The sequence below is a fragment of the Actinoplanes siamensis genome (assembly GCF_016862395.1).
In the GTDB taxonomy this organism is placed as follows: domain Bacteria; phylum Actinomycetota; class Actinomycetes; order Mycobacteriales; family Micromonosporaceae; genus Actinoplanes; species Actinoplanes siamensis.
The window spans coordinates 1-13803 of sequence record NZ_BOMW01000077.1 but is presented as its reverse complement, the minus strand read 5'-3'; the positions used below and the strand labels follow the sequence as shown (position 1 = coordinate 13803).

Genomic DNA, 13803 nt, shown 5'->3' with positions numbered 1-13803 from the left:
TTCGCCGCAGCCGGTGCCACTCTAGACGGTTGACGATCAGCAGCGCACACGATGTCCCCGAGAAGGGGGATGTCGCGGGTTCGCGGGAGGAGTCGTCTTCTTCCCCGGTGAGTGAGTGAGGCGGAATCTGGTCAGCGGTGCAGACTGGTGCGATGAGTTCTGGTAGCCGACGTCCCCGGAACCGCGCGGCAGCCGAATCCGCGCGGCGCGGGAAACTAGCTGTCGTGGCCGATGAGAAGCAGGCATGTGACTGCCCGGACTGTGTCGGCGGTACGGCCGATCCCGGTCGGATGCTGGCCGATCTCATCGAGGACGCCGCCACCTTGGCGGAGACCGAGGATCCGCTGGACGCGGAGCTGGCCGGTGCGTTCTTCGTGGCGTTGGCGCAGTCCGACGGAGACGCCTCGTTGACCGCTTTCGCTGATGCGCTGGTCCCCGCGGTCGAGGCGCGTGGCACTCGTGCGGCCCTGACTCTGCTCGCCGCGATCAGCGCAGTGGCCGGCGACGAGCCAGGGTCGGTCGCCGCAGCTGCGCGGGCGGCGGCCGAGCGGCTGGTCGGTGCCGGTGTCGCGGCGCCGGCGTGGGCGGACCGTCTGGCGCAGCCGCTGACCGCCGGGCCGTTCACCCGGATGTATGACGCGGAGGACACGATGTCGGTGTTGATCGGCGTTTTTCAGCGCGCTGGTCGTGGACACGCGCTCGTCATCGTGGTCGATCACGAGAATTGCGGCGCCGCGGACGAGATCTACCTGGTCGGGGAAGACGAACTACCGACCCTGGTGGCGGGGATCCACCAGAATGCCCGGGGCGACGGGGTGACCATAAAGACCAAGACGCTGAATGCGCCCGAGTTCCGCTGGTATGCCGAGCAGGCGCTCGAAATCCGCGCCGACCACGATGCGGAGGACGGGCCGGCCGAGAGTCCGGAAGACCTGGATCTGGTGGATGAGGACGGACCCGGGTACGCCCCGCTCGCCGTGCTCACCCGTAGCCGGCTGGCCACCTTGCCGCCGGCGCGCCGGCCGCGTGGCGCTGTCGCGTCCCCGCATGCCGGCAACCGCATTCCGCTGGACGTGTTGCAGCAGTTCGCCGCGTTGATCGGCCGCTCCGGCGGGCTCGGCGCTCCCGGCCCCGACCTGCCTTCCCAGCGCCGGCGGCAGCCGGCGAAGCTGCCGGCCAAACGGAAGAAGTCGAACGGGCCGGCCCCGGCCTACCAGCTCAAGGTCAGCCTGCGGGGCGCGAAGCCGCCGATCTGGCGACGGCTGCTGGTGCCCGGCGACATCACGTTGAACCGGCTGCACCACGCGCTTCTCGCGGCATTCGGCTGGCACGGCGGCCACCTGCACGTCTTCGACACGGACTACGGCCAGTTCGGCCGCGCCGACCGTGACCTCGGGCATCGTTCGGACGGGCCGGTGACCCTGGAACAGGTCGCACACGGGGTGACTGACAAGTTCCGGTACACCTACGACTTCGGCGACAACTGGGAGCACGAGATCCTGGTCGAGAAGGTGACGCCCGCGGATCCCAGTCTCGAGTACCCACTGTGTACCGGCGGGCGGCGGGCGGCCCCACCCGACGACTGCGGCGGCATCTGGGGTTACCAGGAACTGATCGAGATCCTCGCCGATCCCGCCCATGAGGAACACCGGGACCGGCTGGAGTGGCTGGGCCTGACCGACGCGAGCCGGTTCAACCCGGCGACGTTCGACCTGGAGCAGGTGAATCAGCAGCTGAGAAGCGCGCGGTGACCAGACCTGTCCAGGCTGGTTGGGAACGTGGCGTCAGCGGCAGGGCCGGCGCCACCAAGCTCATCGCCACAGTCCATGAGCTGCCCCGCAAGCCGCTCGGCTCGCTCGACCATGTCTCGACCTCGACTAGCCTTCGACGGTCCAGATGCGCCCCACCTCGACATATTCGGCGTCTGCTCGATCGACGACCAGGATGGTCTCACCGGTACGTCGAGTGCGGGGCGTGGGATGATCGATCGCGAGCACGTGGACAAGATTTCCACTGGTGTCGTCACGGAGGCGCGGGACGCCAACGATCTCGCCATCGCGAATCCGTCCTACGGCGATCAAACCACCCCGCGCCGGTATGTCGAATACCTCGCTGATGTGGAACCGCAATCTCGTCATGGCGTACTCCTGCGCCGTTCAGGCGCTTCGAAGTCGTTCGCTTCGTCCTGACCTCAGTAGTAGTAGGCGTGCGCGGTTGCAGGCGCAGCTCCGGAGCGTCGATATGCGCGCATGATCGCGACGACCACCTGGTTGAAAAGTCGTCGGTTCACGCCAGCCGCCGTGCCGGACGGCTCACCTTCGGTGGGGTCGAACAGTAGATCCCCGATTGGCTGGCCGCTGTCGTCCGCGGGGCGAATTCTCCGGGTCGGCACTTCGAAGATCACGAAACCGGTCTGCTGGTCGGCTTCCCACCGGTAAAGGATACTTTCGCCGGTTCGGTCCCCCTGCGCCCAGATCCCGATCGAGGCAGTCATTGCTGGCGTCCTCCCAAGCCGACCTGGCGTCTAGTAATTTCGCTGATAACCGATCCCATCTCGTGCCGCCGCTTCAGGATCCCATGTGAATCCGGCCTCGATGGTGGCGGTATGCGCACGTCCGTAGCTCGGGTCGCCGGTTCCGGCCATGTACTGCGCTTCGAAACGTTCGTGTCGCAGCAAGTCGATGTCGGCCGGGTGAGGGTTGCCGGCGGCCAGTCGCTGCCATGCCTCTGCCATGCGCGGGTTGGCGTCGAAGCGCGCGACGATTTGATCTCCGTAGAGGTCGAGTAGATGCTCGTCGCGGAAAATGTGATTTTTGATGGTCGTGATGTCATCGGGGCTGAAACCGTATTCCTGGGCGGTCGCGGCAATGGCGGGAAGTTCGTCGTCGGAGGCCCGGAAAGTTTCGTAGGCATGATCAGCCCAATACTCTTCGAAATCGATGTCGCCGCGGGGGCGTCGCAACTCACCGCCGGTCTGGCGTATCCACGCGGTCGCGTCGGAGGTGCTTGTCGTCGGGTCGGAGCGGCTGAGCCTGCCAAGTTTGTTCTTGAGCTCGTCCAGTATGCGGCTAAGGTCGGTGATTTTGCCGTTTAGCCGGCGCAGGCTGTTCAGTAGTGCTCGGATGAAGCCTTGGATCCGGTTGACCCATTTGGCGACCAAGGCGCTTACCTGGCTGATGACCACGGGAGTGGCGAAGCCGAGGGTCAAGCCCTCTTCGGCCAGCCATTGAGGCAGCCGGGCGGCGAGGGTGGCCACGAACTGGGCTATCAGATCGCGAACGATGCCGCGGACCAGGCCGACGAGCAGGCCGGCACCTTCGACGGCGTACGAGATTCCCTCGGTCGCGTTGGCGATGCCGCCGAGGGCGTCGAGCTGTTGCGCCGCGTGATGCCGGTAGGCGTCGCCGGAGGTGCCTGACCATCCGGTCGTCTGGTCGCGGATGGCGTCGGCGTAGTGCTGAAGGGTGGCGGTCGTGGCCGTGGCGACATTACGCCAGGTCGCAGCATGTGCGGCGATCTCATCGGGTTGGCCGGCGAGCCAGTCCAGGGCCTCACGGAGTGGACGTACGTGTTCCATCAGCCAGCCAACGCCCCAGGCGACCAGTGAGCCGAGCGGGTCGAGCACGGTTCCGAGCAGGTCCAAGGTGCCGCCGACGCTGCCCAGCGTGCCGTCGAAGGCACTAGCGGTGAGATCGAGACTTGTCGGCACGGCCACCAGATGGTTACAGGCCCTCGCGTACTCGTCGACAAACGCTGATGTAGTGGAACATCTTCTGTGTGTGGAAGCGACCGCGATTCGACGGCGTCAGCCCCGGAGAGGTGTTTAGACCCGATCTCTACCGATACAAGTTCTACGGACATCGAAAGAGGCTCAGATTCGGCTATACGGCTTCCGCGCAGAAGTTCGCGGTCGAGGCTCTGGAGTTCGAACCGATGAGCAGGCCAGATAGGGCCCATGTGTACCTGTTGCTGCCCGTTTACCCCGCAGACCACACCACAGTTTCGATCGGTTTGCCGCAGGTGATCGCGGCGCTCGCTGAAGAGTTCCAGCTTCCATCGCATCTACAGGACTGGCCGGACGACGCACCGGGCTGCGGCATCGTCGTCGCGCTGGCCGGGCCTGAACCCGGATGGTGGAAGAGCTGGCCGTGGGCGAGCCCGGGTATCGAGATACCGGTCAAGTGGCTACGGGGCATCGATGCCTTCGATGCGAGATTGAGAAGTCGGCGGCACGAGGCGTCAGCCGACCAAGTAGCGGCATGCTTGAACATCAAGTTGCCGGTTTGGCCGGCCGCAACCAATGAAGCCTCTGTGGTCGCCACCTGGCAGCCAGGTGACCGCCCGGCCATCTGTCCTATCCCAGTGGATCGAACCGATTGCTGGCTTACTTACCGCTATGCGGCCCAGGAGGCTGTTCGACTTCCCAGCTGCGGCTTCACCGATCTGGCGACGGAAGTCCACCAGGTGATCGTTCAGGAAGCGGCCGAACGAAACGACATTATCCATGTAGACGAGGCCCGGTCGTGGACGCCCGCTGCCTTGATCGCTCCGCCGGAACACTCAGCGGGGTACGAGAACTCCAGTACCTGCCTTCTCGATGCTGCGCACCTGCTCTTGGGCTCAGCTGGCACTCCGGCCGGAGTCGGCCGGGCTGTCATACGCTTGTTCTCTGACCCGATGCGGGGCGACCCCGTCGTCGTCCCAATCCAGAGTTTGCCTACGGAGTGCGCGGACTACCTCCGTGGGGCGTCAGTTTCGCACCGGAACAGCCCGAGAACCCGGCACCTACTGGATGCTGCCACGAACCGTACCGGGCACGACACATGGCAACTCTGCGAGGACCGACGCGACGGCGCGCTATACCTCTATGCATTCAACGCGACGCATGTGGCGTGGCTTCCCGTCGGTGATCGGCTATACCCGCAACATAGTCATGAGCTACTTCCCAATATGCCGGACACGGTACACCTGACTAGAGACACCGCTGGATCACTCGGCGGCTGGGTCCGGAGTGTCGATGAAACCTTCACCCCTCTTCCCAACATCAATGGCAGGGGCGGCACTGCGTTGGCACTAGCCGCGACCGTCACGGGTCGGACTCCGAGGCGCGGGACTAGCGGCCAACGCCTTCAACGCCTGCTCCAACAGGTACCGGAGAGTGATCACCAAGTCATACCGTGGCATCAGCTTCGCTCATACGCCGAAGAACTCGAATGGACCGAGCCTTCGCGAGCCGCGCGGACACCGTTCTGCTCAGGCGATGAGGTGCTATCAGAAGGATCATCAGAACCTTCGGGGCACATGCCGAATGGGGAACCGCTCGAGCGGAAAGATACCGAACGCGCAGGCTTTCCTGCGGCCGCTGAGCAAGGTAGTTGGACGCTGGCGGCCGCCCAGTATCCTCAACCCGGCGAGAGATATCAAAGCGAGGAGATCTTGGCCAAGGTGACGATCAACAAGCGTGAGATCGCACGGATGATGCGCGACATGCAAAAAGAGTTCAACAAGCACCCGATCCGCGTGCCCATCGAGGCTGATCCGCAACTGCAGCCTGGCAGCAACGCGTTCCCTAATACCACGATCAACAACAACTTCGGGGTGATCTTCCACGGCAACGCCGACGGCGCGCAGGTGGCGCTGAACAACAGTGGAGAGATCAACCAGCAACACCATGGCGATCAGGTAGCTCACGGATATGAGCCCCTCGCCCAGGCCGTCGCCCTAGTCATGGAGGGCCTGGCGAAGGTGGAGCTAACCGACGACGACCGTCACGACGCTGAGGAAGCCGCCGCCGAGATAGTCGCCGAGGTGACCGCCGAGCAGCCCGATCCGGGCAAAATCCGGCGCGCCATGAAGGTACTCAAAGGCGTCCTAGCTCCAATTGGCGCCGGCCTTGCTACCGCCACGAGCGCTGAGGCCCAGGAGTGGGCGCGCACCGCGATCGACCAGTTGGGCTCCGCACTGTAGGACGTCGGTGATACACAATCTGCACCGCGACGGACGCCCGGCCTCGGCTACGGATCAGAAGGTTAGGGGTTCGAGTCCCTTCGGGCGCACAAGATTTAGACGGGCCTGAACTGCGGAAACGCGGATCGGGCCCTTCTTGCTGTCCGGCCTTATTGGACGTGGGTGTCAGTTGGGTGCCACCATGGGTGTCATCACTTTCCGTGACGGAATGGGTTGCGGCGGGCGCGTGACCTGAGGCTTCGCTTCTTGGTGCCGGGCCGTTTCTCCGAAAATGCTTGTTTTCCGTCGCGGCTGGCGGGCCGGTTCTTGGCCGCCTTCTCCTTGATGCGTTTGCGGGTGTGCCGGCTCCTGACCTCGGTTCCGGCCATCTCCTGAATCAGGGAAACGCCCGGTGGGCAGGGGTGCACGGCTGCCTAGCAGGTGGACCACGGACGATCGAATCGTGGTCTGCCCCTCGCCGATCGGAACCCGCACCCAGTTACCGTGCGTACCCTCAGACGGCTGACTGTCCGGCCTCGGTTTCGGCCAGAGCAGCGTGGTAGCGGCCGACTTTGACGCAGAGTGATTTGATCACGTGGTGATCCGGTGGTGATCGGATGTCGGCGACCGTTTCAGCACGGGCGCGACCAAATCAGCACGACGGATTGAGCGATGCCCGTTCCGCGGGTCTAGAAATCACGCACTCGGCCGATGCCTGCGAATACCTGCACCCACTCTGATCTGGCTCAACGCCTTCGAAGCGGTCCTGCGCGAGGGTGGACACGGAGTGTACTAGTGACCACTAGGCGTCTGACTTCGGATCAGATGGGTCATCGTCCGAGTGGTGATTTGCCGATTTCTAACGCTAGGGTGGTCCGATGACTGAGGGCGGCAGCAAGCGCTGCCAGCTGGCAGTCGACGAAGCTATCAAGGTCGCCGCTGACCTGAATGAGTTTGTTGTCACATTCGACCAGATTCTTTCGCGGATTGCTTTCGGGGAAGCGAGTTCGGACTTGCTGATGAGTTATGTTTCGGAAAGAAATGTTCGGCAACGTCTTGCTTCGGCGCGAAGCACGATCTTCGACGCTCTTGAGCGGGTGATTGGGCAGGAGGCGTCAGATAGGATCGCGGAAGAAGGCTATAGGCACTTCGACTGATTTGCGTCGGCACCCGTTGCTGCCGATATTCTTGTTCTCATGAGAGCGTGCTAAGCCGCAGCATTCAGTGCTATTGGTGACGGAAGGCGCGCGACTTTTGTCTTCCGTCACCAATCCGGACACCGGCAGGTGGTCCATGCGCTCGGCGTGAGCTGGCGCTTTCGAGGTGCCCGGCGGGAAGTGACAGACCGCGACCGTCAGCCTTGCTTCGGCGGCGAACGCAGCCAGCTCGGCCTTCCAGGGCCGACAGCGATAGCTGTTCGACCCACCCGCATCCGCGGTGATCAGCAGACGCGTGGCCTGCGGATAGCCGAGTCGACCTCGCGCTCGCCACCAGGCCCGGACCGAAGCGGCCGCGAACGCCGCGGTGTCACGGTCGAGCCCCACGTTGACCCAGCCCGTGTTCGCGGTCATGTCATAGATCCCGTAGGGGATGACCGTGTCTACCCGCGGCCCGGCGAAGAAGCTGTGGTCTTCGACCTGGATCGGCTGTCCGGACGGTCGCCATTCCCGCCCGGCCATCGGCACGAGTCCGACCTGCTCCTTCTTCTTCGCATCCACGCTGATCACCGGCTGTCCAGCGCCTTGATGCTCTTTAACCTGGTCGTTGAGATAACGAAACTGCGCGTCCCGGTCGGGATGCTGATCACCCTCCAGGGTCTTGGCGGTGCCCTGCAGGCTGAATCCTTGGCCTTCAGTAACCGCCCAACCGTCATCGCGGAGACCGTCCGGCCCTGTCTGCGCAGTTCAGCGGCTAAATTTCGCAGCGACTTCGTCGTCCACCGCAAAGGTGAGCCCGGATCGCCCCGTTCGTCCGGCTCCACCAGGCCGAGCAGCGCCGGCACCAGTTCTGGATCAAGCACCTCGGCGCGGCGGCCGCCACCACCGGCTCGGCGGACACGCCCAGCCGGGTGGCAGATCGGCGTCGGACCCTAGTTCGCAGACGCCACGGCGGACCGTGGTCTCGCTGACTCCGGCGGCCCGAGCCACCGCTTGGCGATGCGGTCGGGCTGCTGACCGTCTCGTCGCGTATCCCCACAACGGGTTCTGTCAGATCCTGGGGACACTCTCGTTCTGTAGATGCGACAGAATCGGCCGAACGGCTGATGTGCAAAAGCCGTAAATCATCCTGTAGACCCGCTCGGTCGGAGCTGCTGAAGGTGCACTCAGGTTCCGTTCTGTCAGATAACAGTTCACTGCTGGTATCTCCATGGCGACCCTGATCGCTTGCGACCTGCCTTCGAACCCGCAGGCGGCCCGTCGCTCGAGAACTCGGCCGCGGAGGGATCCGCCGTTGCTGGGGGCCACCTGTAACGATTGATCCATGAACCCGCTGCCGACCACGACCAGTGACGAAGAGAAGTGGCGCGCCGCACGCGTCGCGGTACTGCCGGTTGGAAGTTTCGAGCAGCACGGTGCCTATCTACCTTTGGCCACCGACACCGTGGTGGCCTGCGCCATCGCAGAGCGCATCGCAGCCGCGTACGACCTGTTCCTGCTGCCGCCTGTCACCATCTCCTGCTCTCACGAGCACAGCGCTTGGCCGGGCACGGTGAGCATCAGCCACACCACACTGACCGCCGTGATCACCGATGTGTTTGCCTCGCTGAGGAGATCGGGGATCAGCCGGCTCGCTGTAGTCAATGGGCACGGCGGCAACTACGTGCTCAGCAATATCGTCCAGGAGGCCAACGTCGCCGAGCCGGTGATGACCTTGTTCCCAGCCCGAGAAGACTGGAGCGCAGCCCGACGGGTCGCCAGCCTGACCAGCGATGGTCATGCCGACATGCACGCCGGTGAACTGGAGGTTTCCTTGCTCCGGCACGTCGCGCCCGAGCTACTGCGAGAAGGTGTCGAGACGTCCGACCACCTTGCCGGCAACCGGAAACTGCTGCTGGTGAACGGGATGGCGGCCTACACGCGGACGGGAGTGATCGGCATGCCGTCGGCCGGAACGGCCGAGAAGGGAAGGATGGTTCTCGATAGCCTGGTCAGCACTTTCAAGGAGCACCTGAGCGCGCTGATCGCAGCTCGGTGACCGTCCACATCGAACCTGACCGTCCGGTGTTGCCGTTCGATACGCAGCGATACTTCGGCCTTACTCAAGGTGCTTGCATCCGATAGGGTGACGCCCGGTTGATGCCGCATCGCTACGGGGAGGCTGCGATGGGTTCGATCGCGCAGTTTCTGGGGCGCGCGGCTTATTTGCACCGTCAGGCGGCATCGCTGCTGCTCGACGCCCAGGCCACGGTCCAAGGCCTGGAGACTGACCAGTTCGCGGGTGCCGCGGCGGACCATGAGCTACGGCAACTGACTGCCCGCCTGCGACATCTCGCCCGAACGGGGCTCGAGGGCTGGCGCGGTCAGCCGCTGGACGGCTCCATCGTCGACCGGCCCGTGGGCCACGATGTCGTGCCGGATGGCCCGCTGTTCGTCAAGGTGGGCGAGGCACAGCCGATCGCCGATCGGACGTTCTGGGTCGCCGCTCCCTTCGTCGGCGCGGGCCACCTGGCGATCGACACCGATGCCCGAGACCGGAGGGTCGCCGCGTGGTTCCGCGGCATCCTGCTGCGTACCTTCGCCGCCCTGCCGGAAGGCGTGGTCCGGGTGCTACCGGTCGACGGGGCGATGCTCGGCGCAACGTTCGCGGCGTTCCGGCCGCTGGTCGACGCCGAGGTCTGGGCTCCCGCGGCCACCAACCTCAGCGGCTGGCGGGCCACGCTTGAGGAGGCGGAGCAGCAGATCACCGCGGTGCAGTCCGGCGATCTGACCGAGCCGCCCGTGCTCGTGCTCGCGGTCGCCGCCTTGCCGACGGGCCACAGCCGCGAGGACTGGGCGCGGCTGGCCGCGATCGCCCATGCCGGCCCGTCGGCCCGAGTGCATCTGCTACTCGCGGGCTGGCCGCCGTCGCTGCTACACGGCGACGGGCCACCCCGGTTGGACTACACGACCTTTCTGAGCTCGGCGGGCGACGGCTGGTGGCGGATGTCGGAGCCACCCGGCCCGTATCGGCTGTCGCCGGACAACACGGGCTTACCAGCGTTGATGCGATTGGACGCGGGAGCGAGCGAGGACGTCGTCGCCGCGGTGTGCCGGCGCGCGGCCACGACCGCGGCGGCATCCCGGCGTACCGATTTCGGGTCGCTGATGCCCGAGCAGATCTGGCAGGAGTCGTCCGCCACCGGGCTACGAGCGGTGGTCGGCCGTGGCGGACGGATTCCGTACGAGATCGTGCTGGACGACGCGACCCCGCACATGCTGCTGGCCGGGCGCTCCGGCGCCGGCAAGACGAACTTGCTGCTGGTCCTGCTGTACGCGCTGGCTTCGCGATACTCCCCGGACGAACTCGGGCTGTATCTGCTCGACTTCAAGGAAGGCGTCTCGTTCGTCGAGTTTACCCCGACCGGCAACGACCCGTCCTGGGTACCGCACGCGCGAACCGTCGGCATCGAGTCCGACTGCGAGTACGGCCTCGCGGTGCTTCGAGCCCTGACCCGGGAGATGAACCGGCGTGCCGGTGCGCTGAAGGCCGCCGGTGTCACCAAGCTCGCCGCACTGCGGGCCGGTAACCCGGATGCCGCGATGCCCCGGCTGGTGGTGGTCATCGACGAGTTCCAGGTGCAGTTCGCCGGCAACGACAGCCTGGCCCGCGACGCCGTCGCCGCCCTGGAGGAGCTGGCGCGCAAGGGACGCTCGTACGGCATCCATTTGATCCTGGCATCGCAGACCATCGCCGGGATCGATGCCCTGTACGCGAAGAAGGACTCGATCTTCGGGCAGTTCCCGCTGCGGATCGCTCTGCCCGGCGGCTCCGGCATCCTCGACGCCGGCAACACCGCCGCCGACGGCCTGCCGGTCGGCTCCGCGATCGTCAACACCGCAGGCGGCGTAGCCGAGGCGAACCGGGTCGTACGTTTCCCCGAAGCCGACGCCGCCTCGCTCACCACCCACCGGCACACGCTGTGGCGGGCACGCTCCCCGCTCAACGAGCCACCCGCGGTGTTCGCCGGCTACGCCGAGTACCAGATCGGCGACGACCCGCTGTACCAAGCGCTGACGCCACAGGTCCGCCGCCGCCAAGCCCTGGTCGGCCGGGCTGTGGACGTCGGGCTGCCCACGGTCGGGTTCGCCCTCGACGCGGTGCCCGGACGGCATCTGGCCGTCCTGGGCACCTCCACGGTCGGAGCGGACGTGCTGCACGCCGCGGCAGCGAGTCTCGCTCGCCAGCATGAGCCCGGCACGGTGCGGTTCGTGATCGCCGGGTTCGCCGCCGTCGCCGATGAAGTGGTCGACGACTTGGTCGCCGTTCTCACCGGAGCCGGGCACGACTGCGCGGAGGTCGATGCCGCAGGGCTGCGCGCCAGTCTGGCCGAACTCGCCGCCGTCCCGCAGCCGACGTACCTGGTCACGTTCGCCGCCGATGTCGTGGTGCCGCTGCTCAACGAGCGCGGGCCGGACCGGCGCACCGGCCTCGACGACCTGCGCACCGTGCTGCGCCAAGGCCCCGGCTACGGCGTACACCTGCTGAGTTGGTGGCGCGGAGCGCGCCGCTTCTCCGACGCCATCGGCGGATCCGCCGGCCGTGAAGACGTCGCCTGCCTGGTCGCGCTCAACGTGCCCGGCAGTGAACTGGCTTCACTGCTCGGCGACCACACGCTGACCTGGCAGATGCGACCCAACCGCGCCCTGCTGCTCGACCGCCACGACCAGCGCCAACGACTGGTCGTGCCGTTCGTGCGCCCCGGGCGGCACGACGAGATCAACGAACCGGCGTGAGCCGACAGCTGTAGACGTACAGGAAGGAGGTATCCACCATGTCCGCAATCGAGGAAGTCATCGCCGCGCTGCAGGCGGTGGTCGACGAACTCAACGACACCAGCAACGCCGCCGCCAGCGCGACCGCCAAGGCCGACGACGCGATGTCGCAAGCCGTCGTCCTCGGTGCCACCGCCACCGTCGCCGGACTCAGCGCCGTCAAGGAGAGCATCGAGAAGCTGTCGCAGCAGGTCCAAGGCACCCTCGATATCGCCAACGACATGATCACCCAAGCCCATGCCGTAGCCGACGGCACTTGAAGAGGGGGTGGTGCCCAGCAAGGCGGCTCGCGCCCTCCGCCGCGATCAGGATCGCGAGCGAACGAAGAGCAGCGAGGGCGGGAACGGAAGCGTCGCGATGCTGACCGGCGGAAGAACCACCCCCCGCGTCGGGGCCCGCGGGCCAGCGTTGAGGCCATAGGTGCCGCCGGCGCCACAGCGGGAACGGCTTGGGCTGCGCTCGCGGAGTTCATGCCACTCTCCGCGAAGGCGATCGGAGGCGCCGTGCTCGGTGCCGTTGGCGCCATCGGCGCGGTGAAGACGTGGATGGACAAAAGGCAGCAGGACCGGAAGGACGACAAGTGACCGTGATTGATAGCCGTACAGAAGAACTTGTACGAGAGTCGCTTGCCGCAGTGGTGGGGCAAGAGCCCGACCGTCTGCAGCGAGCCATCGCAGCCTTCCCTGACAACGAAGCCATGACCATCGGCATTCGTCTGGCTGCAGGCGCGGCACTGTTCGCCCTATCCGAGCGCTACAACGGCCGACGGCCGACGAGTGAGGAGACCGCTGAGGTCGCTCACAACGTCGTTGAAGACGAAGGATGGACGGATGTCTCGGAACACGAGGTAGTCCTGTATCTGACTGCCGCCTACGACAAGGCACGTGTTGATCAGGTCCTTCCGATGGACAGAGTGATCATCGTGGCGTTTGTCGTTGCCGCGAACCTCCTGTCCTCCCACCGGAAAGACGATGAGGAATGGTGGGACCACCTCGACCGCGCTGAGGCCGCGATCGAGGCCGGCTCGGCGCTGTAGCCCTTTCAACTTCCGGTCCGGATCCGAGCGTCGTGCTGGGGAGGCGTTGTGCAGTGGGCTGAATACACCGAGCTGTCTCGTCGGCTCGCCGACCTGCAGAGCCGGGAGGCGGTGAGGAAGGAGGATCTCCAGCAACGTGTCTCGGCTGCCCGCGCCGCGGTCGATCAACTGCAACGACGGCTGGTCGTTCAACGTGAGCACCTCCTCGGCTTGGGTCAGCGACTGCGAGAACCGCAGCCGGCACTCGACGGCGTGACGAACACCGGTCTCAACGACCTGGACGAAGCCGTACGTCGAGCGCGGGAAGCTCTCGACCAGGCAGACGCCGAGGCGAGACAGGCTGAGGAGCGGGGCATGCGCCCAGTCCTGCTTCCGTCGATGTCGCCGACCGGCCGCAATGTGCTGGTCTACTCGGCTTCGACACTGGCCATGTGGCTGGTGGCCTGCGGACTCTCCTCCCTGGCTTCGAACAGGTCGGCAGGCCTCGTGCTGTGGTCGCTGTGCGGCCTGCCGGCCCTCGCGTTCTTCGCCGGGTACATCGTCATCTCGGTGTTCGCCCGTCCGCGGATGCAGACGCTGAACCAGGTCGATCACATGGTCCGGATCGGTGGGCTGATCTGCGTCCTGGGCACCGTGGCCTGCTGGCTGGTCCTTCTCGTCGTGACAGCCCTGCTCTGACGGGCCGTCACCCGCAGCCGGGATCAGCCCCCGAGTACCGCATCCGGGCCGGTCAGGTTTGGATCGTGCACCGGGATGCCGGCCGTGCGGAAGAAGGCGAGCATCCTTTCCAAGAGGGAATGTAAGTCCACCGGAAATACCTAAGCGCCTGGCCAGAACTGTTGTCCGTAA

General features: G+C 65.7%; 11 protein-coding genes and 1 pseudogene. 8 read left to right on the top strand and 4 right to left on the bottom strand.

The annotated features are described in order from the left end of the window. The first annotated feature begins 224 nt into the window (after positions 1-224). Complete coding sequence (locus tag Asi03nite_RS33345; RefSeq protein ID WP_203684497.1) at positions 225-1751, top strand: plasmid pRiA4b ORF-3 family protein; 1527 nt, start codon at positions 225-227, stop codon at positions 1749-1751. Between the two features lie 126 nt (positions 1752-1877). Here Asi03nite_RS33345 and Asi03nite_RS33340 read toward each other — a convergent pair whose 3' ends face one another. Genes Asi03nite_RS33340 through Asi03nite_RS33330 form a run of 3 tightly spaced genes read right to left on the bottom strand, consistent with a single transcriptional unit; the run spans position 1878 to position 3715 of the window. Beyond that, a complete protein-coding gene (locus tag Asi03nite_RS33340; RefSeq protein WP_203684496.1) occupies positions 1878-2138 on the bottom strand; it encodes a hypothetical protein in 261 nt (86 codons plus the stop codon). 53 nt (positions 2139-2191) lie between these two features. Continuing rightward, positions 2192-2494, bottom strand: coding sequence for a hypothetical protein (locus Asi03nite_RS33335; protein ID WP_203684495.1), 303 nt, complete (start codon positions 2492-2494; stop codon positions 2192-2194). A gap of 30 nt (positions 2495-2524) precedes the next feature. Beyond that, positions 2525-3715, bottom strand: a complete 1191-nt coding sequence (locus Asi03nite_RS33330) for a WXG100 family type VII secretion target (RefSeq protein ID WP_203684494.1) — start codon at positions 3713-3715, stop codon at positions 2525-2527. Between the two features lie 1730 nt (positions 3716-5445). Here Asi03nite_RS33330 and Asi03nite_RS33325 point away from each other — a divergent pair. After that, positions 5446-5967: a hypothetical protein gene (locus Asi03nite_RS33325; RefSeq protein ID WP_239103102.1), complete on the top strand. Its 522-nt coding sequence runs from the start codon at positions 5446-5448 to the stop codon at positions 5965-5967. A gap of 857 nt (positions 5968-6824) precedes the next feature. Continuing rightward, positions 6825-7103: a hypothetical protein gene (locus tag Asi03nite_RS33320; protein WP_203684493.1), complete on the top strand. Its 279-nt coding sequence runs from the start codon at positions 6825-6827 to the stop codon at positions 7101-7103. A gap of 159 nt (positions 7104-7262) precedes the next feature. Here the strand turns inward: Asi03nite_RS33320 and Asi03nite_RS33315 are convergent. After that, positions 7263-8099 (bottom strand): annotated as a pseudogene (locus Asi03nite_RS33315) (ISAzo13 family transposase); the annotation flags it as partial. 328 nt (positions 8100-8427) lie between these two features. On the opposite strand from Asi03nite_RS33315, the gene Asi03nite_RS33310 reads away from it, so the two are divergent. The 5 genes from Asi03nite_RS33310 to Asi03nite_RS33290 all read left to right on the top strand — a co-directional run bounded on the left by Asi03nite_RS33310 (position 8428) and on the right by Asi03nite_RS33290 (position 13632). Next, entirely contained in the window at positions 8428-9141 is a 714-nt protein-coding gene (locus Asi03nite_RS33310; protein ID WP_203684492.1) for a creatininase family protein, read from the top strand. Between the two features lie 128 nt (positions 9142-9269). Beyond that, the gene (locus tag Asi03nite_RS33305; RefSeq protein ID WP_203684491.1) at positions 9270-11879 is read left to right on the top strand and encodes an FtsK/SpoIIIE domain-containing protein; all 2610 of its coding nucleotides are present in this window, start codon (positions 9270-9272) and stop codon (positions 11877-11879) included. A 38-nt stretch (positions 11880-11917) separates the two neighbouring features. Then, complete coding sequence (locus Asi03nite_RS33300) at positions 11918-12178, top strand: hypothetical protein (protein ID WP_203684490.1); 261 nt, start codon at positions 11918-11920, stop codon at positions 12176-12178. 320 nt (positions 12179-12498) lie between these two features. Then, positions 12499-12954, top strand: a complete 456-nt coding sequence (locus Asi03nite_RS33295; RefSeq protein ID WP_203684489.1) for a hypothetical protein — start codon at positions 12499-12501, stop codon at positions 12952-12954. A 48-nt stretch (positions 12955-13002) separates the two neighbouring features. After that, positions 13003-13632, top strand: a complete 630-nt coding sequence (locus Asi03nite_RS33290; RefSeq protein ID WP_203684488.1) for a hypothetical protein — start codon at positions 13003-13005, stop codon at positions 13630-13632. Positions 13633-13803: the final 171 nt, after the last annotated feature.